This window comes from Cytophagales bacterium, assembly GCA_033344775.1.
Taxonomy (GTDB): domain Bacteria; phylum Bacteroidota; class Bacteroidia; order Cytophagales; family Cyclobacteriaceae; genus JAWPMT01.
This window is the reverse complement of record JAWPMT010000005.1, coordinates 128758-150638: the sequence shown is the minus strand read 5'-3', so window position 1 is coordinate 150638 and position 21881 is coordinate 128758. Positions and strand designations below refer to the sequence as shown.

Genomic DNA, 21881 nt, shown 5'->3' with positions numbered 1-21881 from the left:
CCATGTTATTTAATCCCTTTCCATTTGATCGATGACCATAAGCGTATCTCGGACAATCTCATCCCATTTTGGCCCATAAGCCTGGGTTTCGATCTTTCCTTCACGATAAGTTTTGGCCAGTAAGTTCACTTTGTCTTTCAGGTCCATAAGGGAGTCTGTGTATGCGGAATTGTCGGTGAAAGATCGTTTGGCAATACTGATCAGTCGGTTAAGGATGTCTTCCAGATCCCCACCTTCCTGGTATGCATGTTTTAGCCCCCTAAGTTCCTTATAGTCAGCGATCATTGTAGGGGTTAGCATACGGTGTTCCTGATTGATCCAATCCAATACCTTGGGATAGATTTCTTTTTTGGCATTTTGCGATTGGATGATGCGGCTGTGCGAATAGTTTTCTGCATAGCCACTGGATTTACCGCAGGATAAAGTCTGATTTTTTCTATTGATAAACCCTGCAAGAAATCTTTCACAACCCTCTGCCGGTGCAATGAATTTATCTCCCTCCCCATAGATAGACAGGGCAGGAACTTTGATGTATTTCATTGCTTTCAAAAAATCGTGTCCATTGTTTCCTTTGAATTTTTGAATCAAATTCCAATCAAACCATTGTTTCATCAGTGAGTAAGGTTCATTTTCGACACCCCCGATCATTTTTGCAGGAGAGAAGCCGACAAGCTTGCTCGCATATTTCCCCAGTAGTATTTGATAGTGTCGGAATAGAGAAGTTGATGCACCAAAGGCCTGACACGCAAAGAAGCAGATACTAACGATTTTGGATTGAAATTCAGGGTAATGGATCAACGTGATGGTCAAACATATTCCACCTCCACTATGCGTGATGCAGTCAATTTTATGGACCTTCTGTTGATTGATTAGATATTCAAGAGCGATTTTAAGGTCAACTTTTCCAATGGTCTCGAAATCGAATCCCGAAGCTTGTGAACTGTGGCCGTGATTTCTCCATTCAAGGATCCAGCAAGTAAACCCATATTCTGTCAAATACTGGGAAATGCCATTCAGTACTTTTTTATTTGAAAAGGTACCGTGGGTCAATAAGACATTTCTTTCATCGCTACTTTGTTCAGAAGAGACTTTCCAGAGTGCAATAAAGCCCTCATCCTCGGTAGGCAACTTGATCAATTGTTCAGTCATTACCCTTTTCAATTCAATAGGTCGACATATGACCTTTCTTCTTGATGAAAATTAAGCTATTACGACCAATATGGACTTGTAAAGATCAAAACTGTATCAACAGTGTCACCTTGCCTGTGAACTGTTGTTCTTCGAATGGGTTCTCTTACCCATCGATGATGGTGTCATTGACGAAAAAGATAATCAAATATCTGGAGCGTACTTTATCAAATTTGATTTCAAAATGGCCAACCGTCCTGAAACTCTTGACCGCTATCCATCATGGCAATTTCTTCGTCAGTGATCAGGCAAGCATCCAGGTCTGCTGTAATTTTCTCCTTGTCCATGTCCTGTCCAATGAATACCAGTTCGTTCAGGCGGTCACCCCATTTCTTGTCCCATTTATCCTGTATCAATGATTGGTTTTCCAGGTAATCAGGGCTCATTGCTCGTCTTTTCATGGGCACACTAGCCCACCAACTGCCGTATTCCTCTGCTTTCAATGATCCTCCGGCCTGACTCCAAAGAATGGCTTTACTTTTTCGTGACGCAATCCAAAAAATACCCTTACTCCTTACGATGGTTGTGGGGAAGTCTATGGATACATAATCCATGAATCTGTCCGGATGAAAAGGCTTTGCATTTTGATAGACAAAAGAGCTGATGCCATACTCCTCTGTTTCCGGGCTATGTGCAATTCCTTTTTGTGCCAGCTCCAATTCTTTTTGCCAACCTGCGGATTGCTCGGCTTCATCATAGTCGAACATGCCTGTATTCAGAATTTCTTTAGGATTTACCTCGCTATTGGTTGTTCGAATGAGCTTGGCAGCGGGATTTAGCTTTTTCAATGTCTTTTCGAGCAACCCCATTTGATCTTCAGTGACCAGATCAGCTTTATTCAGGAGGATCACATTAGCGAATTCTACCTGATCAGTCAAGAGGTTGACAATGGAGCGGGCATCTTCAGGATCGTCGGTCATTTGCCGATCAACGATCGTTTCCGGACTACCAAAATCTTTGAAGAAATTGAGTGCGTCTACTACCGTCACCATGGTGTCCAGCTTACTGACTTGAGTGAGGTCATACAAATCTTCACCTGTTACAAAAGAGAATGTTTGAGCTACCGGAATAGGCTCGGAAATGCCTGTGCTTTCAATGAGTAAATAGTCGAACTTGTTCATTTTGGCCAGTTTCTCTACCTCAATCATCAAGTCCTCCCGTAGCGTACAGCAAATACAACCATTGCTCATTTCGACAAGTTTCTCATCCGTACGAGATAACTGTGCTCCGTTAGCGACCAGTTTTTCATCAATGTTCACCTCGCTCATGTCATTCACAATGACCGCTACTTTTAGGCCTTCGCGATTGTTGAGCACATGGTTGAGTAAGGTCGTCTTTCCGGCACCCAAAAATCCGCTGAGTACAGTTACAGGTAGTTTTTTCTTCTTTTTGAAAAGCATCTTAATTATTGCTCATTGTCATTTGCTCTGACGTCATTCATCAGATTATTCACCCGTGCGTCGATCCATTGAATTTGCTTTTTCAATTCCGCTTGAATCGCTAGAATATCTTCAGAGGATAATCCCTCAAGGTAATTTTCCTGATGGTCATGATCATGGTCGTGACCGTCATGATCTTCATGTTCATTACCTGGAACCTCTACTAACGTCTCATACCATTCACTTAAGTCAGTGGTGATGGCATTGAGTGAATCCAGTTGTGGTTGTTTCATTTTAGCCTCCAAACTCTTAAGCTGTGAAACGCTCATGGAGGCGCTGTGCCCAATTTTCGTAGCCTCGTTGTGTATGTCCATGGCTTGCGCCAAATTGGGATCTTCTTTTGAAGAACCACATGCGTAAGCGAGCAATAAGATAAACCAGTACTTTTTCATTCAATTAATTCGGCTTCTTCAATAATAAAGACCATGTGGTCATAGTCATTTTCATTGAGCTTCAGTCGGCCCTTGATCGTAAGGATCTCATCGGGAATAAACCGACGTGGCTCGCTGGCAAAATGAATTTCTGCGATTGTTTCCTGGCCTACACCTCCACCACAAAAGAAGCATGATGCGAAAGGAAGCTTCGACAGGATAATTTTATCCTTGCCATAATCCAGCGGGAGATAATGACCACTTATTTCAATTTCATTACCGTCTTTTCTTCGGATTTCCTGATCAAATAATGGATATTCCACATCATACCCAAGCTCTTCGATGTATCGGATTTCAAAATCTACTGTTGCAAAAAGCTCCCATCCTGCAACCTGCTGTGGAGCAAGGATGATCATTAAAATACTAAGCCACATAACGTCTCAATTGATGATTATTAAAGTGGGCATACATGATGATGCCCGCACCAAAGACCGAAAGTAGCAGTCCTAGCCATTCTTTTGCAACAGATTCTCCATTAATGATCAAAAGCATGCCTGCAAGGAATAAAACCGGGACGAAATGCTCTTTGTGTTTGATGTATCCACCAATAAAAGAGATGAGACCAATAATCAGAGAAAGACCAATCAGGGTGAGTTCAACCGCTTCATTTTCTGTCCACCAAAAAATAGTGTCCAAGCCTAAAATCAACAAAAAAGGTAAGGCCATGCAATGGATGATACATAAAGCCGAAGCACACATTCCTAATTGATCAATCCCGAATTTCTTATTCATAGGTCTTTATTCTGTAATTCCTATTGAAGCAAGGGTTTCTCCAGCATTGACAGGAGGTGTGCCCAGCATGTATAAAATTACTCCGTTGGTGGAGGAGAAGACATCTTGTTTCTTGCGACCAAAGAAATCGGTGATATGGCCAAGTCTCATACCTTTGGTTACATAATCTCCTGCCGCTTTTTCTGGATAAAAGAATCCCGTATGGTCACTTTTCATCGAGGCGCGTTCCGCGATGATGAAAGTTGTCCCAACCTCCTTAGGGCTTTCTTCAGTCATGCCCAGAGCATCCATCAGGTTGGTCAACCCATCGACGATTTTATTAACGTATTTGGGTTCCACCATGCCTAATCGGCCACATTCAATATCTGCCGCAGGAATGCCCAATTTGAACGCTTGCGCGGAGCAATAGGTGCTGGGTGAACCTGGCTTCATGTAATCTTTTCCAGTGGTTTGAAAAATCAGAACATAATCAAAACCGAGGTTTTCAGCCATTGTTTTGCCCCGGGCAGAAACTTCGGGCATGCCATCATTATGATAGTAGCCTGAGTAGGGGATCAGGTCTTCTGGTGAATCCCCACTGTGCGCATCAATGAAATGCGTACATCGTGGGATCACTTTAGTTGAAATAAAATCGGCAATCCTTTCCGTCAGTGTGCCTTCGGGACTTCCGGGGAAAGCGCGATTTAGATTTATTCCGTCTTTTGGGTTTACGTACGGTGAACGTCCCAGGAAACTTTCCACATTGGCGGCTTGGACAAGGATGACGGTGCCTTTTAAAGTGGAAACATCAATTAGATGGATTAATTGCTGACCTGCCAGGATTGGGGAGTACTCATATCCATGTACGCCAGCGGTTATTCCCAGGACGGGCCCGCTTTCACTTCCGTGAAAGATGGTGATGGGAATAAATGTTTCATGCTTTGTGGCCGAGATTTCTACAGTAAAGTGTGACTTACTTCCTGGTTGGATCAACTGTCCCTGAAATTCAAAGGGTTGCTTACCAAAAGCATGAATTGCAAAAAATAAGAACAATACTCGGCTTAGATATTGCATGATCAGGTTTCAGGAATACAGCGTCTATCAAGTCTTCTCTGAACCTGAATTGATTCAGATCGTAACTCAAAGTCACTTTGCTTATGCGAAATTATTACATTAAACTTATATATGCAATAAAGTTGCATCTATAATCCATGAATGGTTTTGATGGGTAAAACGATCAAACTAAGAATTGCTGAGAATCAAGAATTGAATTTACTTCAATGACTTCCGGTATTTCGGGAGTTTTACAGTGAACTTAGAACCTACTCCTGGTTCACTTTCCAGTTTGATGGTGCCTTCTAGTTGATCGACGGCTCTTTTAATGATGTAAAGCCCGAGTCCGACACCTGATTGCTTTCGATCGGATTGATAGAACATCTCAAAAATCTTCTCTTGTTGTTCTGGATCAATACCCACGCCATTGTCCTGTACCTTTATAACTATAGCACCTTTATGTTCTGTGGCTGAAATGTATATTTTGGGCTCATTTTTTGGAATACGGGCGTATTTAATGGCGTTTTCCAGTAGGTTCTGGATGATGGTATTCATCAGCGCCCATTCTGCACGATATTCGAGAGAATCAGCTATTTCCACTTCAAAATCGATGCGGCTGAAGTTGGTCATGAACTGATAGGATTTGAGGCATTCCTCAATCAGCTGTTCAAATTTTACTGGTTCAGCTTTCTCCGAGGTATGAGACATCCGGGTCACTTTGATCAAGCCATCCAAAATCTGATTGATGCGTTGGATCTGTACGCGGTACATCCCAAGGTATTCTCGCGTCGTTTCATCCTTGATCTCTTCGTTTACGATCATGTCCAGGCCAAGCAGGGAATTGATGGGGCCTTTTAAGTCGTGCGAAACCCGATAGAAGAAGGCATCCAATTCCAGGTTTTTCTTTTCTATGATCTCCGACTTTTCTTTTTGGGCCTGGATTTCAGACTCGGCTACTTCCATTTTTGCGATGGCATCGTAGCCTTCTATGATTTTGAATGATCTTGTATTGATGACCAACTCTTTTTCACGAACGAAATTTTCAAGATAATGCAGCGCTTTTTCCGTATTACCTTGTTTTTTGTGTATTTCGTACAGCAAGTAGTAGCACTTGAATTTGATCAGTGCGATCCTGTTCTCATTTGCAAACTTGAGGCCTTTTTGTAGGTAATCATTGGATTGCTCCAGGTCTCCTTTTTGCAGGTAGTGTGACCCCAATTTGTGGAAGGTCATGGCTGCCCCGAGCTTTTCGCCCATTTCCTCATGGATCCGGATGGCCTCGAAATAATCTATTTCTGCTAATTCATATTGCTCGAGTTTGGTGTAGACCTTACCACGGCCGTAAAGGGCAAAAGCCAATCCCCGAACATCATTGGTTTCATTTTTCATGGCAATTGATTTTTGGATCAATTCCATGGCGTCTTTGGTACGTCCTTTATTCAGATAGATACCTGAAAGAGGATTGTAAGCATTTGATTGAACGTTAAGATCTTTCGCCAAAATACCGGCCTCTATGGAATATTGATAGGCTTCAATGGCCGCTTTTTCATCACCAAAATATTCGTAGATTGTACCAATGGATTTAAATGTTCGGGCAGTATTGTGATGATCCTCGAACTTTTTGAATACGGGAATACATTCCGTGAGGTAATTGAGTCCCCGGTTGAATTCATCGGTTTTATAAAGCGCTCCAGCCAGGCTGTATTTCGCATCAGCAATACCTTTTTCATCCCCAGTCAGGGAGAAATAACCGATTGCTTCTTCTCCAAATTGAATGCAGGATTCATACTCACCGAGAATCATGTAGTAGAGGGAGAGATCTGACAGACACTTGCCGATCAAATGCAGGTCGTCGATTTCACGGCTGAGCTTCAACGCTTTTTCAGCCATACGCTTACTTTTCGTCAAATCATTGATTCGACTGGCATAGGCTTCAGTGAGCATTTTCTGGATCAGATCCGTTTCCTCGGCTGTCCGTAAGTCCATCTTTTCCATGTAAGCGATGACAATTGAGACTTAATCTCAACTACCCACAATTTAAATGGGAGTCATTGCTTGACAGTGGCTTCATGAAGTGAATGCGAATTTTCGCGGACGAACTGGATTTTTTTCGTCATTAAAATATTTTAGCAAAACACGGCTTGTTGACAACTTTCATCTGCATTGTGCTTATGCTATTATGTCAGCTTGAATTTCCGAACCGAATCAGGTACCGAAATCCCTTCTTTCAAGTCAGGTTCTGTAATAGGCGCTCGTGCGACCATTTCCAGAGGGACTACTCCAGCCCAAATGTCCAGCTCCAGGTCCGATTTTTCGTCATTTACACCTTCGGAACGCACTTTTGCGGATGCAGATTCAATAGGAACAGCAATGACCAATGTTGCTTCAAATTCTTTTTCGTTAGGTTGTCGTGCTTCTTCCCAACGCCCAGTAATAAAGTTTTCTGTGATCACCTCGAGCGCCTTCATCTTTTCGTTGCGCTCTGTGACTATATGAGGTTTTCCAAAAATCACAGCAGACCTGTAATTGACCGAGTGATGAAATACTGATCGGGCGAGGACCAATCCATCCAGGTGCGTAATGGTGACACTGGCCTGTTCCAGTGCTGCAATCCCCAGCAGCATTCTGTTTTTCATGGATCCATGTAAGTACAAGGTGTTTTCGATTCTACCATAACCTGTAGGGATCGTGATAGGCGTTCCTTCATAAACATATCCCACATGACAGATCATTTGACTATCAATGATCTTGTAGATTTCGTCTTGATCATAAATCGCTCTGTTTGGACCTCTTTTTACTTTATTCACGTGGGTTTTCTCGTATGTGCTCATGGCAGAACTTTTTAAAGTACACATCAAACATAGAGAATAATTGGACTATTTTGGTGGTCCAGAATTGATATAATGAGTAGTCCAGTTGAATTCCTATTGATTACAGAGCTAAACATTGTTAGGCAATCGGATTTACCTATTTATGTTCAGGTGAGTAATGGCATTACGCAATTGATCACCTCCGGGAAATTACTTCCCGGTCAGAAACTGCCTGGTTCCAGGTCTTTGGCCAGTCAACTAAACCTACACCGAAAAACCATCAATATGGCCTTTGATGAATTGTTACAACAGGGCTTTTTGGAAAGTATCCCACAAAAGGGAACCTATGTGGCCAGCCATATTCCAAAACTGGACCCTCAATCCTGGAGCGCAGTTTCACATCAACAAACTGCTCCAAAGGCGGGTTTTGATTTTCATCAGCATAAATCCTTGAAGTTTCCCTATCTGGTCCATAAAACAGGGCTGGTGATTGATGAAGGATTGCCTGATTTGCGGTTGTCACCAATAGAGGATATCCAAAGGACTTATCGGAACATGCTCTCCAGAACTTATCAATTAAAGCATTGGTCGTATGGTTCTCCTTATGGGGATGAATGGTTGCGAGAAGAATATGCCAAATATTTGAGAAATACACGCGGGCTGTTGGTGAATGCAGAAAATGTATTGATCACACGTGGTAGTCAAATGGCAATCTACCTGGCCTCGGTTTTGATGCTGAATCAGGGAGCTAAAGTTGGCGTAGGGCATTTGAATTATCAGACAGCAAATTACACCTTAGTGCATTTTGGGGCGGAGCTGGTGCATATTCCTGTGGATGAACATGGTATGAATACAGAGATGCTGGAGGATTATTGTCAGAAAAATCAACTGACAGCTGTTTATGTAACGCCCCATCACCATCATCCCACCACTGCCACGCTTTCCGCAGATCGCAGGATGCATTTGCTGCAATTGTCCAAACAGTATGGATTTGCGATCATAGAGGACGATTATGATTATGACTTTCACTACGAGCGATCCCCGTTGTTGCCTTTGGCTAGCGTAGATCAAGGTGGTCAGGTAGTCTATATTGGAGGACTTTCAAAGATCATATCGCCGGCGTTGAGAATCGGGTTTTTGGTTGGCCCGAGTGATTTTATTGAATCTGCTGCTTATTACCGTCGGATCATGGATCGGCAAGGGGACAGCATCATGGAACGTGCCATCGCACAGTTGATGGCGAATGGCGATCTCGCCCGTCACAGTAAAAAAGCTTTGAAAGTGTATCGGGAAAGAAGAGATGCTTTTGCCGAGCATCTGGATCAATTGTCTGAATCATTGAATTATCAAAAGCCGAGTGGTGGGATGGCTTTTTGGGTAGGGTTCGACAAAAGTCGACCACTTGCTGATTTGAGCAAGCAGCTGAAAAAGGAAGGCCTTGAAATTACTAATTGGGAAAATTATGACCCGCATAAGCAATATCATAACCATATTAGAATGGGGTTTGCTTCCTTGAATGAAGAGGAGAGGAGAAGAGCGTTTGAGATTTTGGAAAGGGTATTGAATCGAATGTAAATGTCATTCTGAGCTTGTCGAAGAAAGCATTTTAGTAGAAACGCTATCGTTTGAGGATCATAAATCTTGTGTACTTAAAGTTTGTGAAGACACAATAGCCGTCAACTTAAGGAAAAGGAGCTAAAATCTCCCGTCTTCGCGAGGGACCGAAGCGATCTTTTACCGGGAGTTTAGACCAATAAATCGTAAGATTGCTTCACTATGTTCGCAATGACGATTTAAATTCATCTTCTTTTTGGCGATTTATGGCTTTAACTATTCTAAAGTTGACGGCTATGGTGAAGATACAAACAAGGGCTACTAGTTGTTAAAACCCTGACAGGGTTGACTGGATTAGCGCAGATAACCCTGTTGGGTATTTATCATCGATCCTTTTTCCGGTACATGAATTTCAATCCGGACCAGTCTTCATCCACGGCTGCTACTTTTACATCCACCAGTCCGATTTCCAGTACACTTTCTCTGATAATGTCCCGGTTTAGGTCAGTTTCAATTTTGCTTGCTCCCTTGGGCCAGGAGACCCATACCATACCCGACTTTTTTAGCCGTGTCATTGCATCACGAACCAAAGGCTCCAGGTCTTTTTCTTGTGTAATGAACAAGTGAACAAAATCAAGATCAGTTCCATTAGCATCTACATTCACTTCCTCTGGCCAATCCTCAAACAAGTCCCTATAATGATCAGGTTCATTGACTAGCTTGATGTGATTTCCAGGCTTGATACCTAATTTTTTAGCAAGAGGAGTTCCAGAATATCCGGCAGGCATAGCTTGAAGATATTGAAGTTTAAAAAGTCTTCAAGAAAGTTAATGCAAAAAAGAAAACCCCAGCCTTTTGGCCAGGGTTTGAAATCTTGCTTTGTCTACAAACAGGCATGTCGAAATTCGACAAATAGTAGCGTTAAGCCAAAGCAGCACTGGCACCGTACTGAGGTACCTCTGCGTCTTTACGGCTCAAGTTCTTCAACATTTTCATGTGCAATTTCAAGGCTACCCAGAAGTTAGGATTTTCCTGATATTGCATCCCAAAGTCCTCAGCAGTATCCTTTATGATCCTTGTAATTGGAATATAATGCGCATGGTTAATGTGAGGGAACAAATGGTGAACCACATGGATGTTAATTCCACCACACAACCAGGTGATGAATTTATTTTCCCGGCTGAAATCAGCAGTCGTTTCTAAAACGTGTAGGAAGTAGTTATTCTCAATATTACCCTCACCATCTGGTAATGGATAGTGTGTTCCCGTATAAACGTGTGTTACCTGGAACAATAACGCAAAGCACAAGCTTGGTAGCAAGTGAAGGTTTACCCAGGCAATCGCTACCCACCACCATGGTGTACTCAACAAAGCCATTGGTAAAAAGAGAGTCACGCCGTAATAAAGCAGCTTGCTAGATATTAAAATGATGTACTCACTGATTGGGTGTTTGATCATCTTCTGGTTTCCGATGCTGGTTTCACCAAACATCCATTTGAAATCTTTGATGGTCACCCAATGGATCATGGCCAGGGTGTAAAGAATGGGCGTATAAATGTGTTGCCACTTATGCTTGGGTTCCCATGGCTCATGTGGTGTGAAACGGAACATGCCGTGCGTCTCCAATGTCACATCGATCCCTGCGATATTTACAAATGCATGGTGCGCGTTGTGCATTCGTGTGAACAGGTAGCTATTACCACCGATGAAGTTCATACTATAGCCTAACAGGCGATTGATTTTATTATCTTTCGAATAGGCATTGTGACATGCATCATGCATGATGTTAAAGGCAATGAAAATATTGACAAATCCTAATCCAAGGAACGCCAACATCAACAGCCAGAAATTACCACTTGCGATATCTGACATGATCAGCGCATAAAACGCGAACCACATCACAAAAGCAAAGATGCCTTTGACCTTTACTTCAGTATTTGCGTAGGGCGACAGGTTGTTGTCTTTAAAGTACGCATTAACCCTTTTTCTCAGCTCTTTGGCAAAGTCGTCTTTTACTTTATTACTCTTGTATTTGACAACTTTGTCCGAGGTAGTCTTTTTTAGCACTTTCCAATCTCAATTTTTGCCGATGCAAAACTAATCCAGAATTTCCATTTGCAACAGCGATCTGACGTATCATGATAAAAGTCACTAATGAGTCAATAAGTTTCGGTTATAGCCTCAAAAAAAAGAGAGGTTTTTTTGCGAACTACTTATTTTAAATTTTCCTTGAAAAAGTCTACTGTTCGACTCCAGGCCAATTTTGCAGATTCCTCATCATAACGTGGGGTAGTATCGTTATGAAATCCATGATTGGCATTTGGATAGACAAAAGCCTGATAGGATTTATTGTTCGCCTTCAAAGCTTCTTCATAAGCCGGCCATCGTTCATTTACTCGTTTATCCAATTCGCCAAAATGGAGCATCAGCGGTGCTTGAATATTCGGTACGTCTTCCAAAGTTGCTGGTCCTCCATAAAAAGGGACTGAGGCTTTCAGGTCAGGTAATTTTGCTGCCATCATATTGCAGATCCAGCCACCAAAGCAAAAGCCTACTACACCTACATTGCCATCACATTCCGGATGATTTTTTAAGTAATTGAAAGCTGCTATGAAATCTTCCAGCATTTCATTTCGATCTCGCTTACGTTGCATGGTCCGACCTTCATCATCCGTTCCCGGATACCCTCCTAATGGCGTCAAGGCGTCTGGAGAGATGGTGATAAAACCTGCTTTTGCACCGCGTCTCCCAACATCCGCAATGTGAGGGTTTAGTCCGCGGTTTTCGTGCACTACGACAATGCCGGGCATTTTACCGGATGCATTGGCCGGTCTGGAAAGCTGACCTTTGATGGTTCCGCCTCCTTTTGGTGAATCATATTCGATCGTTTCCGTATTAAGGTCCTGGTCATCCTGAGGTACACGGATTTTATTGACATAGTCAGGCATCATGAAACTCATGAGCGAGCTCACCGTAAGTCCGCCTACAGCATAGGTTGAAAGTTTTTCTACAAATCCCCGTCGGTCCAGTCGGTTGTGTGCATAATCGTCATAAAGGTCAAATACCTCCTGGTCAATGTCTTCTTTTTTGATCTCTTTCATGTTGGGTTGGTCATTAATGGTTCTCTCCTCGGATTTATTCGGCGACGCCTAGTCCGGGGCCTTCATCATCGAAGATCCCTGGCCGGGTTATAGAATTTTATTTAATATATCAAAAGGTGCGCTATTTCCTCCTACCACTCATCCACTCCATTACGGAGGTGTACTTTCCATCGATCACTTTCGCTGCGTGATTACTGTGAGAATAGATCCACGACAAGTGCCCATTATAGCGATAGTCTTTTCCTCCGTAGAAACCGTAAAGGTCTACCACATGTTCATATAATGACAGATGCACATCTTTGGCCCCTGCACGGATCAATCGATCATACACAGGGATCACCGTTTCGTCAGCAACAGTCGCAGGGTCATCCGCGGAATGGATGAACCAAATGGAATTGTTGGCAATTCGTTCAATCTCTTCATCTGTCAAAAATTTCGATTTGTAAGCCAAAGCACTCACATAAGCAGCCGCAAAATAATCGGGATCGAGTAGCATCAGTTTTAGGCTCATGTATCCACCGTTGGAGCATCCACCTACATAGATTCGATTTTCATCAATTTTCGGATTTTTATTGACGAAATCCTTGATCAGGGCCAAGAGACTTTCGTTGTAAACATCATTTTCCTCTCCCCAGGTGGAGATGCCCCTTTCGTTGTGCATCCAGGCCCCCTGACATTGTGGAACCAACACGAAAGCGCCTCCGAAAATAGATTGGATCTCCTCCGAAGCATAGTTAGCCGCTTTATTAGCCAATAGAGGAACAGTCGTATCTGTTCCGCCTTCGCCACTACCGTGTAGCCAAATGATCAAAGGAGATTTTTCTGATGCAGCGATAGTTGGTTTATAAGCAGCATAGGTGAGCGGTTGTCGATCCTTGTATGTGAATGTACCATCCAGGTCAAATTGATCCACGATGGGACTGATCGAATCATGTTCCTGATCCCACACCTGACCTGAAGATTGATCAGTAATAATCAGGTTATAGTTTACCCATTTTGTTCCACCACAACCGACGAAGTACTGCATAGGAGATCCTATCGATAAGTCTGGCCCTACAGCCATCACCAGGGTTACATGGTTTCCTTTATCTACCCTGTTTCCTTTATTGTCAGAAATAAAGCTAAACAGGATACTTCTTTCACCTTTGAGACCTGTAGCGTTTTGAGGGAAACATTCGGACTGACGTTCGGCAACCACTTGCACGTTCGAATGATCGAATGTGCGCTGCTCTTCGTTCAGAGGTAAAATAACCTTAGTGACTGCAGACCCCCAATCAAAGCCTTCAACCACTTTCACGTAATTGCCTTCAGGGATTTTTTGTCCGAAGCTTACAAGGAACAGTAGCAGGAAAGTGTAGGTAAAAAATGCTTTCAGAGAGGAAAACCTTGCGATCATAAGAATTTAAGCGTTGAAGGTGGAAGTTAAATTATTCCCGGTTCTTTCCAGTCAGTTTAGGATATATTTGAAGGAGTCCAACCTCAGATTGACCTACTTAATATGAAGATTTTTAAGCGAATCGCAATCGTATTGGTACTTATTGTACTGGTGTTTGCTGTCATTTTTATGATCCCTATCGGAGATCCCCAAGCGGACCATATGTCAACGCACTTTGTGAAAATTGAAGAATACCTCCAGCATAGAGACATGAGGAACACAGAAGTCTCACAGGCAGATGTAGCCTGGCATTTAGATCATATTTTGAAAGTGATTGATCGGCTGTATGGTGGAGTAGAAGTGTCTAAAGCTGAAGATTTCCCAGGAAGTAACTTTTCTGTTCAGAAAGAGATCGTTTTTCTTCTCGGAGATTTTCCAAGAGGAGTTGCGCAAGCACCAGAAAGTGTCACACCGCCTGAAACTATTTTAACGGAAGACATCATACGCCAATTGGAAGATGCGAAGGCACGCATATCTGAAGCCAGCCAATTGAATCCTGATCAGTTTGTGAATCATCCGGTCTTTGGACCAATGGGTCGAAATGAGGCCTTACGTTTTATCGAAATCCATACGGATCATCATTTTAAGATCATCGAAGATATTTTGGCAGAATAATATGATCCAATCCTACAAGCAGAAACATGATACGGAGGGCCATTTTGATGTCATTTTTATTGGCTCTGGTATGGGTTGCCAGGCGGCAGCTGCAGTATTGGCCAAGGAAGGAAAACGGGTTTTGGTACTGGAAAGACATTACACCGCCGGAGGTTATACGCATGTTTTCAAGCGCCGTGGCTATGAATGGGACGTAGGGATCCATTACATCGGGGAGGTGAACCGGGAGAACAGCGTATTGAGAAAGTTATTTGATTACATCACCGATGGTGAGCTGAAATGGGCGGACATGGGGGAAGTGTATGATCGAATTGTCGTAGGTGATAAAATATACGATTTCCGAAAAGGAGTCAACAACTTCAAGGATCAACTGAAGGCCTATTTCCCGAAAGAAGCAGATGCCATTGATCGTTACGTGGACTTGCTGTTTCAAATGTCCAAGTTGAGTCGGGACTTTTATACGGAAAAAGCATTGCCTAAGCTCATGCAGCAAGTAATGGGTAAACGATACCGTAAAAACTATTTGCAATTTGCAACAAGAACCACGCTTTCTGTATTGCAGGAATTGACTCAGGATGAGGAATTGATCAAAGTCCTGACAGGTCAGTATGGAGACTATGGACTTCCTCCGGGCCAAAGCAGTTTTGTTATGCATGCCGCGGTGGCCAAACACTATTTGCAAGGTGGAGCATTTCCAGTGGGAGGTTCTTCGCAAATCGTAGAAAATGTAGCGCCAGTCATCGCTCAAAGTGGAGGTAAAGTGCTGACCAATGCCGAAGTAGCTGAGTTGGTCATTGAGAATAACTCGGCCACAGGTGTAAAGCTTGCTGATGGAACTGTTTTTACCGCAGATCAGGTTGTGAGTGGTACCGGAATTTTCAATACATATGGAAAACTCATTCCTAAACCAGTCGCTGAGAAGCATGGGTTTTCAGGATTGATGAAAACGGTAAAGCCTTCTGCGGCCCATGTTTGCTTGTATTTAGGGCTGAATGGTACCGCCGAAGAATTGAACTTACCGAAAGCCAATTACTGGTTGTATCCCGAAGACCTGGATCACGATGCGGCGGTAGAGCGATATGCCAGGAACATCAATGCACCATTTCCTGTGGTGTACATTTCTTTCCCATCAGCCAAGGACCCTACCTGGCTGAAACGCTACCCAGGCAAAAGTACGATTGACATTATCACGGTCATGCCCTATGAGCTTTTCGAACAATGGGAGGAGACCCGATGGAAAAAGCGCGGTGAGGAATATGAAGCACAAAAGGAAGCATTGGCTCAACGCTTATTAGAAGCACTGTACAAACGAGAACCACAAGTGAAGGGAAAAATCGATCATTATGAGTTGTCTACCCCAGTGACTACCCGTCACTTCATGAACTATGAAAAGGGAGAATTGTATGGCCTTGATCACGATCCCTCCCGATATGAACAACGCTTCCTGCAGCCGAGAACATCCATCAAGAATTTCTTTTTGACGGGGCAGGATGTGGTCACTGCGGGAGTAGGAGGGGCCTTATTTGCAGGCTACCTGACTGCCTCTGCAATGACCGGTAAGAATTATGTGAAGAAAGCGATGATGTCATCTTAGTCCGTCCGGCCAGGCTCGGCTTTTTAAAGGTATACAATCATTTAAGGCTTGAAAAATACCGTACACCCGGTTAGGGTATCTCTTTGGACGATCTATCCCGAAGTTCTTGATAATGTCTTTTCATGTTGATTAAACACCCTCTCCACCTGCTGCATGTGCCTTTCATTATGATAGATCACCACGCGGAAGGTATCTCCCAGTCTCAGTTTGATCCAGCTACTGATGGTAATACCTGTTTTAGTTAAAGTCAAGTCAATACCTTTTGCGGTTTCTAGCAACTGCAGCATTTCCTCCAATTGTGACTTGAATTTTGAAACGACCGATTTGTTTAGATTACTCCCAATCGGATTCATGCTTTTGAAGGTCTTCATTTTATTGAGCTTTTCCTTGGGAAGCATGCTTTTCGCAAAGTAGTCGCCGAGCCATCCAGTCTTGAAAATTTCAGGATTTCTGGAGTTGCCTTTAGCCATCCTTTTGGCGATCTCGGGTAAGTAGAAATCTCCGTACCGATTCAGGTGTTCGATACATTCGAATACACTCCAGCTGCCTTCCTCAGCCCTCCAGTTCAGATCTGATTCTTCCTTAGTCAAAATCTCCTCAATTGCTGCCAAATGCTGCTGGGTCATTTGGGTCAATTCCTCAATCAATACAGCCGATCTCATCTTTTTTTCTGCAAATGTCTGGATGCTTGATTACAAAAACATTGATTGAGATCAAGACTTTTTAATTCTGGAAAGGGTCTCTGGGGTCATTCTAAGATAGGAAGCGATGTACTTATGAGGGATTTCCTGAAAGAGTTGTGGACTTCTTTTCAATACCCGTTTATAGCGTTCAGTAGGAGAAGAGATTAGGATGTCCCGTTCACGTTCCATTTGCTGATAAACAAATTGCTCAAGCAACTGCTGCCAAATAGCCTGGTATTTGGGATCGCTCTGTACGAATTGCTGGAAGGTTGACTTTGAGATTACATTTAGCTGCGTCTCTTTCAACGCCTGAATGTAGAGGTCCGAAGCTTGCCCGGAGATATGAGAATCCAGAGCAGCGATGATGTTGCCCTTATATCCAAACCGAATGGTCAATTCCTCTTCCTGATCAATCACAAAAATCCTCAGTGTCCCACTTACCACAAAGTATAGATTGGTATCGATTCCAGTACCATGTTTCAAGAACTCGTTTCTTTTTAAGGATTTGGTGCGTTCCCAGAGTTGCAGCCGTTCTATTTCGTCAGTAAGGGCGTTGAGGGGGGTCATGAAAATTGTATTGGTTATAATTACAAGACTGGCCTGGCGCTATGCCACCCCGCTTTCAATTGCCTGGATAATTGGGGAACCACTTCCTTTTGCAATGGTACATTTACGATGTTCACTGTTTCATTGGGATCATTCTTGACATCATATAATTCCGCTGACTTAAACTCACCACGTTCGCCTTTTTTATGATCCCATTCATACCATTCGATGTAGTGAAATTCCTTTGTGTTGATTGAATATCCCATGTATCGTTGACCATCTGCCGATACTTTCGGGCGGCGGTGGAATTGGCTGAAAGCTGCAGTTTTCCAAGACCTTTCAGGGTCATCCATAAGAGGAACGAAACTGGTTCCTTGCATATAGTCTGGGATTTCAATGCCTGCCATCTCGCAGATAGAAGGAAATAAGTCTACTAATTCTGTGAGTGCAAATGTTTGAAGCCCTCTTCGTTTTTGATCAGGATGCCGGACAATTACCGGTACTCTTAGATCAATATTGTAATTGGTCATCTTGCCCCAACTGTTATGATCGCCAAGTTTCCATCCATGGTCTCCCCAAACTACAATGATAGTGTTGTCGTATATGCCGATTTTCTTCATGTGAGCGATGAGGTTACCAAAAAGAGCGTCGACATAGCTTACACTCGCGTAGTATCCTTGCCTTAAAATACGGATGGTATCTTCACTCATTCGATAAGTAGAGGTAGGGTGCCCAATGTGACTAAAACCGTCATAGTGTCGTAATTCATACATTGAATTCATCGTATGTAGCGGAGCGTTTTTGGGGATTTCCGGGTTATCCGGAAGGGGCATTTGGTCTTTGTCATAGAGATCCCAGTATTTCTTAGGTACTGCGAAGGGCAAATGGGGTCGGAAATATCCCAGGCCCATGTAAAAAGGCTGGTCCTTTTTTGCAATTCGAGTTAAAGTACGCTTCGCCAATTCATTTTGAGCCCCGTCATAATACAGCGTATCATGCACATCGGCCGCTTCCCAGGCAGGGCCAGTATTCCATCCATCTGCATACCGTATTGGGCGTATCTTCAGTAATGAATCTCGTTTGATTTCCTGGGACGCTTGCACTTCCTTGCTGATATAGAATGTTTCCCCATCTCTACCAATCCATTCCGGTTTTACAAATTGGCTGGGGCGTAAATCGGGTTCATCCCAGGAGATTGAATCTGGCATGTAATTGTGAAATATTTTACCAATGTTCACTGTATAATATCCATGCCTTGAGAAGTACTGTGGCATAGTCACAGTTTTCGGATTGATTTCACGAAATTTATCTCCAAGGTGCCATACTCGAGTAGAATCGGGGCGTATTCCGGTCATTAAACTCGCTCTTGAAGGGGCGCATACAGCTGATTGTGTAAATACATTTCTCAACGTGAATCCTTCAGCAGCCAATTGGTCGATGTTAGGGCTTTTGGCAATCTTATCCCCATAAATTCCTAAGCTAGGTCTTAGATCATCAATGGAAATGAAAAGCACATTGGGTTTTTTAGGTTGATCTGGAACCTTATGACACCCTGCTAAAATTCCTAGTAAAATGTAAAATATCAAATTTCGGCTCATCGGATTTAAGGTATATCATTGGATTCGATTTTTAGACATCCATTCAGATTTTTGTCGGAAAAAGTTATGAAGCCTAACCTGTTAAAGTTGTCTTAGATGCTCTATTTATTCTCACGACTCCCTACTCCTAGCTACTCCCCACTACTCCTAGTGATCGAAATTTGACGAGTGTTAGCGATTGTATCGGTTCCTGTCCTTATCCAATTTTGTCTTAAACAAATGGGCTAAACAATATGGAATCTGTGCAAGACTTTGATCAATTCTTACTCAAATTGGATGCTGAAATTGCGGCAAATCCTGAAGCAAAACATCGCATCATTTTACGCACCTTAAAGTCTTCTAACTGTCCTTATTTGAAAAGAAGGGTGAAGGCACATTTTCTAACGGCATAAGGTTCTACATTTGCGACACATCATTCAATAATCTTGTGTTAACACTCAATCAGCTGGCAGTAGGAGAAGAGGCGTCCATCGTTCGGGTTACAGAGCATCATTTACAGTCAAGGCTCACCGACATGGGCTTAATTGCCGGACAGGAAGTAAGGGTAGTATTGAAAGCACCTCTGGGTGATCCTATTGCCATCGCTGTTCAAGATTATGTCGTATCCCTTCGTATAGCCGAAGCCCAATTGGTGGAGGTGTCAAATCTCACCAATGACTAAAAAGAAAATTGCGCTTGTTGGAAACCCCAATGCCGGGAAGAGTTCCTTGTTCAATCAGCTGACTGGTCTGAATCAGCACGTTGGAAATTATCCTGGTGTTACGGTCGATAAACACTACGGGGATTACACAGGCCCCGATAATGAAAAGGTAGAAGTCATTGATCTGCCAGGAACTTACAGCTTATTTGCTAAATCCGGTGATGAGGAAGTGGCCGTTGAAGTACTTAGTCGGCAAGATCATCCTGACTATCCCGATGTTGTGGTGGTGGTCGTGGATACCAGTAATCTGGAAAGAAGTTTGCTGCTGTTCACTCAAATAGTGGACCTGAAGGTACCAGTGATTCTGGCGTTAAATATGTCAGACCTACTCGATAAAGAGGGCTTTGAGCTCAATCAGGAGAAATTGAGTGAGATGTTGGGAGGGGTCGAATGCGTATCCATCAACGCTAGAAAGGGAACGGGAATCGATCAATTAAAGGCATTGGTTTCACAGGAGACTAAGGCAATTTCATCAGATTTTGTTTCGGATTCGCCTGTTTCCAATTTCAAGGGTGATGTTCAAGTGGATCAGGAGGCCCAGGTGGCTGATACGAATGAACGTTACAAGAAGATCAAGCAGGTACTTCAATTTTGTCTGAAACGAAAGCAAGCGCCCCAATCGCAAAGACAACTCACGCAAAAAATAGATCGTTGGGTAACGCATCCCATTGGTGGATACGTAATCTTCCTGGGAATTCTCTTTCTGATTTTTCAGGTCATCTACAAGTTTGCGAATGTCCCCATGGACCTAATCGATGGAATCTTTGGTCAGGCCAGTGGCTTGGTGCAAGACATTTTGCCTCCAGGTGTATTGACCGATTTGTTGGCTCAAGGAATTATTCCTGGTGTAGGAGGAGTTGTGATTTTTATTCCTCAGATTGTCTTGTTGTTCGCATTCCTGGCTTTACTGGAAGAGGTGGGTTACATGTCCAGGGTAGTGTTCATCATGGACCGACTGATGAGACCACTGGGATTACATGGCAAAAGTGTAGTGCCCTTGATCTCAGGCGTGGCTTGTGCGATTCCCGCGATCATGGCGACTCGTGGAATTGACCAGTGGAAAGACAGATTGGTGACCATCATGGTGGTGCCATTGATGAGTTGTGCGGCCCGTTTGCCTGTTTACGTTCTGCTCATTGCTCTAGTCATCCCCGATGAGACCGTGCTCGGATTCATGGATCTGCAAGGATTGGTCCTGATGGGCATGTATCTTCTGGGAACTGTAACAGCCTTGTTGGTTTCGGCGGTCTTGAAGCTGATCATCAAAACGAACCGACCGAGCTTTCTAATCATGGAATTACCCACTTACAAGAGCCCCCGTTGGCAAAATATTGGGTTGACCTTATTTGAGAAGACGAAGATTTTTGTAGTTGATGCAGGCAAGGTAATTCTAGCGATCTCGATCATATTATGGGTGATGGCATCTTATGGCCCCCCCGGAAAGATTGATCAGGCGACTCAGGCTGCAATGGAGCAAGGGTTGGATGAGAATGAAGTTGCTTCAGTGCAATTAGAAAATTCCTGGATCGGCATGCTAGGAAAACAAATCGAACCAGTAATCAAACCTTTGGGATATGACTGGCAGATCGGTATTGCCTTAATCACCTCTTTTGCGGCAAGAGAAGTCTTCGTAGGTTCTATGGCGACGATCTATAGCGTGGGGGAAGACTTTGAAGAAGGAGATACGTTATTGAAGAGAATGAAGGCCCAAACCCATTCAGATACAGGAATGCCGGTTTACACATTAGCTGCCGGACTATCGCTCATGATCTTTTATGTCTTTGCGATGCAGTGCATGAGTACCCTGGCCATCGTCCTTCGGGAAACTAAAAGCTGGAAATGGCCGTTGCTACAAATGGCATACATGACCGGGCTGGCTTATTTTGGCGCCTGGATCGCTTATTATTTAGCATCATGATACAATCCATTCTTGTCGGACTTTTGTTTTTAGGTGCCCTTGTTTACGTTGGGAGAAGACTGTTGGGTAACAACCATGGTTCTGGTGAAGCTTGTGATAGCTGCGCAGCTTCCAAGATGGCTGAAATGCCGAAAATCAAGAGATAAAACACATCCGAGTGATTGGAAATGGCTTCACGACGCCATATTAGTCTTCATCAGATCATAGATATCCTCCACCGCAATGATTTATGATCCACGACGATGATTTTGCAAACCAAGGTTGCAAAATCCCTTCCACGATCACGGTTTTGCTAATCACGATTGCAACAGACGCTCCACTACACTAAGTATGCTAATCACGATTGCAAAACACACTCCACCATGCCAAAATGCAAATCACGATTGCAGAACCCCTTCCATTACGCAGTGGAGGCGGTTTTTAGAGATTATTTAGCTTGATTCCTACTCCGCCCGATAAGGGATGAACTGATTCGGACCACAGCTTTCAAGAGGTATATGGTATC

At 43.3% G+C, this 21881-nt stretch carries 20 protein-coding genes; 5 read left to right on the top strand and 15 right to left on the bottom strand.

Annotated features, from left to right (window positions below):
• Positions 1 to 9 precede the first annotated feature (9 nt).
• The 8 genes from R8G66_18585 to R8G66_18550 all read right to left on the bottom strand — a co-directional run bounded on the left by R8G66_18585 (position 10) and on the right by R8G66_18550 (position 7653).
• Positions 10 to 1149: an alpha/beta fold hydrolase gene (locus R8G66_18585; protein ID MDW3194390.1), complete on the bottom strand. Its 1140-nt coding sequence runs from the start codon at positions 1147 to 1149 to the stop codon at positions 10 to 12.
• 218 nt (positions 1150 to 1367) lie between these two features.
• A complete protein-coding gene (locus tag R8G66_18580; GenBank protein ID MDW3194389.1) occupies positions 1368 to 2588 on the bottom strand; it encodes a GTP-binding protein in 1221 nt (406 codons plus the stop codon).
• 5 nt (positions 2589 to 2593) lie between these two features.
• Positions 2594 to 3019, bottom strand: coding sequence for a hypothetical protein (locus R8G66_18575; protein ID MDW3194388.1), 426 nt, complete (start codon positions 3017 to 3019; stop codon positions 2594 to 2596).
• Positions 3016 to 3432 (bottom strand): hypothetical protein, encoded by a 417-nt coding sequence (locus R8G66_18570; GenBank protein ID MDW3194387.1) that lies wholly within the window; start codon positions 3430 to 3432, stop codon positions 3016 to 3018. Before R8G66_18570 ends, R8G66_18575 begins: the two co-directional genes overlap by 4 nt.
• On the bottom strand, positions 3422 to 3790 hold the full coding sequence (locus R8G66_18565) for a MerC domain-containing protein (GenBank protein MDW3194386.1): 369 nt from the start codon (positions 3788 to 3790) through the stop codon (positions 3422 to 3424). Before R8G66_18565 ends, R8G66_18570 begins: the two co-directional genes overlap by 11 nt.
• Positions 3791 to 3796: 6 nt before the next feature.
• Positions 3797 to 4843: a M14 family metallopeptidase gene (locus R8G66_18560; GenBank protein ID MDW3194385.1), complete on the bottom strand. Its 1047-nt coding sequence runs from the start codon at positions 4841 to 4843 to the stop codon at positions 3797 to 3799.
• Between the two features lie 198 nt (positions 4844 to 5041).
• Complete coding sequence (locus R8G66_18555; GenBank protein MDW3194384.1) at positions 5042 to 6817, bottom strand: tetratricopeptide repeat-containing sensor histidine kinase; 1776 nt, start codon at positions 6815 to 6817, stop codon at positions 5042 to 5044.
• A gap of 182 nt (positions 6818 to 6999) precedes the next feature.
• Positions 7000 to 7653: a pyridoxamine 5'-phosphate oxidase family protein gene (locus tag R8G66_18550; protein MDW3194383.1), complete on the bottom strand. Its 654-nt coding sequence runs from the start codon at positions 7651 to 7653 to the stop codon at positions 7000 to 7002.
• A gap of 72 nt (positions 7654 to 7725) precedes the next feature.
• On the opposite strand from R8G66_18550, the gene R8G66_18545 reads away from it, so the two are divergent.
• The gene (locus R8G66_18545) at positions 7726 to 9207 is read left to right on the top strand and encodes a PLP-dependent aminotransferase family protein (GenBank protein ID MDW3194382.1); all 1482 of its coding nucleotides are present in this window, start codon (positions 7726 to 7728) and stop codon (positions 9205 to 9207) included.
• A gap of 362 nt (positions 9208 to 9569) precedes the next feature.
• Here the strand turns inward: R8G66_18545 and R8G66_18540 are convergent, their stop codons facing one another.
• The 4 genes from R8G66_18540 to R8G66_18525 form a co-directional block, all read right to left on the bottom strand.
• On the bottom strand, positions 9570 to 9974 hold the full coding sequence (locus R8G66_18540) for a DUF3052 family protein (protein ID MDW3194381.1): 405 nt from the start codon (positions 9972 to 9974) through the stop codon (positions 9570 to 9572).
• 133 nt (positions 9975 to 10107) lie between these two features.
• Complete coding sequence (locus R8G66_18535) at positions 10108 to 11253, bottom strand: acyl-CoA desaturase (protein MDW3194380.1); 1146 nt, start codon at positions 11251 to 11253, stop codon at positions 10108 to 10110.
• Between the two features lie 146 nt (positions 11254 to 11399).
• Positions 11400 to 12287: a dienelactone hydrolase family protein gene (locus tag R8G66_18530; GenBank protein MDW3194379.1), complete on the bottom strand. Its 888-nt coding sequence runs from the start codon at positions 12285 to 12287 to the stop codon at positions 11400 to 11402.
• A gap of 121 nt (positions 12288 to 12408) precedes the next feature.
• A complete protein-coding gene (locus tag R8G66_18525; protein MDW3194378.1) occupies positions 12409 to 13683 on the bottom strand; it encodes a prolyl oligopeptidase family serine peptidase in 1275 nt (424 codons plus the stop codon).
• A 102-nt stretch (positions 13684 to 13785) separates the two neighbouring features.
• Between R8G66_18525 and R8G66_18520 the strand changes: the two genes are divergently transcribed.
• Both R8G66_18520 and R8G66_18515 read left to right on the top strand, forming a co-directional pair.
• Positions 13786 to 14337, top strand: coding sequence for a hypothetical protein (locus R8G66_18520; GenBank protein MDW3194377.1), 552 nt, complete (start codon positions 13786 to 13788; stop codon positions 14335 to 14337).
• Between the two features lies 1 nt (position 14338).
• The gene (locus R8G66_18515) at positions 14339 to 15931 is read left to right on the top strand and encodes an NAD(P)/FAD-dependent oxidoreductase (GenBank protein MDW3194376.1); all 1593 of its coding nucleotides are present in this window, start codon (positions 14339 to 14341) and stop codon (positions 15929 to 15931) included.
• A 92-nt stretch (positions 15932 to 16023) separates the two neighbouring features.
• Here the strand turns inward: R8G66_18515 and R8G66_18510 are convergent, their stop codons facing one another.
• Genes R8G66_18510 through R8G66_18500 form a run of 3 tightly spaced genes read right to left on the bottom strand, consistent with a single transcriptional unit; the run spans position 16024 to position 18674 of the window.
• On the bottom strand, positions 16024 to 16593 hold the full coding sequence (locus R8G66_18510; protein ID MDW3194375.1) for a DinB family protein: 570 nt from the start codon (positions 16591 to 16593) through the stop codon (positions 16024 to 16026).
• Positions 16594 to 16644: 51 nt separating this feature from the next.
• A complete protein-coding gene (locus R8G66_18505; GenBank protein MDW3194374.1) occupies positions 16645 to 17181 on the bottom strand; it encodes a Crp/Fnr family transcriptional regulator in 537 nt (178 codons plus the stop codon).
• 20 nt (positions 17182 to 17201) lie between these two features.
• Complete coding sequence (locus R8G66_18500) at positions 17202 to 18674, bottom strand: sulfatase (protein MDW3194373.1); 1473 nt, start codon at positions 18672 to 18674, stop codon at positions 17202 to 17204.
• A gap of 511 nt (positions 18675 to 19185) precedes the next feature.
• Between R8G66_18500 and R8G66_18495 the strand changes: the two genes are divergently transcribed.
• Together R8G66_18495 and feoB are read left to right on the top strand one after the other, a co-directional pair.
• Positions 19186 to 19419 carry a FeoA family protein gene (locus R8G66_18495; GenBank protein ID MDW3194372.1) on the top strand — a complete coding sequence of 78 codons (234 nt, stop codon included), beginning with the start codon at positions 19186 to 19188 and terminating at the stop codon, positions 19417 to 19419.
• Positions 19412 to 21376 (top strand): ferrous iron transport protein B, encoded by a 1965-nt coding sequence (feoB, locus tag R8G66_18490; protein ID MDW3194371.1) that lies wholly within the window; start codon positions 19412 to 19414, stop codon positions 21374 to 21376. The genes R8G66_18495 and feoB overlap by 8 nt, the downstream gene beginning before the upstream one ends.
• The last annotated feature ends 505 nt before the right edge of the window (positions 21377 to 21881 follow it).

Bases quoted from the DNA above. Each gene is read 5' to 3' on its own strand.
- R8G66_18585 (MDW3194390.1), bottom strand. From the start codon at position 1,149: ATGACTGAACAATTGATCAAGTTGCCTACCGAGGATGAGGGCTTTATT.
- R8G66_18580 (MDW3194389.1), bottom strand. From the start codon at position 2,588: ATGCTTTTCAAAAAGAAGAAAAAACTACCTGTAACTGTACTCAGCGGA.
- R8G66_18575 (MDW3194388.1), bottom strand. From the start codon at position 3,019: ATGAAAAAGTACTGGTTTATCTTATTGCTCGCTTACGCATGTGGTTCT.
- R8G66_18570 (MDW3194387.1), bottom strand. From the start codon at position 3,432: ATGTGGCTTAGTATTTTAATGATCATCCTTGCTCCACAGCAGGTTGCA.
- R8G66_18565 (MDW3194386.1), bottom strand. From the start codon at position 3,790: ATGAATAAGAAATTCGGGATTGATCAATTAGGAATGTGTGCTTCGGCT.
- R8G66_18560 (MDW3194385.1), bottom strand. From the start codon at position 4,843: ATGCAATATCTAAGCCGAGTATTGTTCTTATTTTTTGCAATTCATGCT.
- R8G66_18555 (MDW3194384.1), bottom strand. From the start codon at position 6,817: ATGGAAAAGATGGACTTACGGACAGCCGAGGAAACGGATCTGATCCAG.
- R8G66_18550 (MDW3194383.1), bottom strand. From the start codon at position 7,653: ATGAGCACATACGAGAAAACCCACGTGAATAAAGTAAAAAGAGGTCCA.
- R8G66_18545 (MDW3194382.1), top strand. From the start codon at position 7,726: ATGAGTAGTCCAGTTGAATTCCTATTGATTACAGAGCTAAACATTGTT.
- R8G66_18540 (MDW3194381.1), bottom strand. From the start codon at position 9,974: ATGCCTGCCGGATATTCTGGAACTCCTCTTGCTAAAAAATTAGGTATC.
- R8G66_18530 (MDW3194379.1), bottom strand. From the start codon at position 12,287: ATGAAAGAGATCAAAAAAGAAGACATTGACCAGGAGGTATTTGACCTT.
- R8G66_18525 (MDW3194378.1), bottom strand. From the start codon at position 13,683: ATGATCGCAAGGTTTTCCTCTCTGAAAGCATTTTTTACCTACACTTTC.
- R8G66_18520 (MDW3194377.1), top strand. From the start codon at position 13,786: ATGAAGATTTTTAAGCGAATCGCAATCGTATTGGTACTTATTGTACTG.
- R8G66_18515 (MDW3194376.1), top strand. From the start codon at position 14,339: ATGATCCAATCCTACAAGCAGAAACATGATACGGAGGGCCATTTTGAT.
- R8G66_18510 (MDW3194375.1), bottom strand. From the start codon at position 16,593: ATGAGATCGGCTGTATTGATTGAGGAATTGACCCAAATGACCCAGCAG.
- R8G66_18505 (MDW3194374.1), bottom strand. From the start codon at position 17,181: ATGACCCCCCTCAACGCCCTTACTGACGAAATAGAACGGCTGCAACTC.
- feoB (MDW3194371.1), top strand. From the start codon at position 19,412: ATGACTAAAAAGAAAATTGCGCTTGTTGGAAACCCCAATGCCGGGAAG.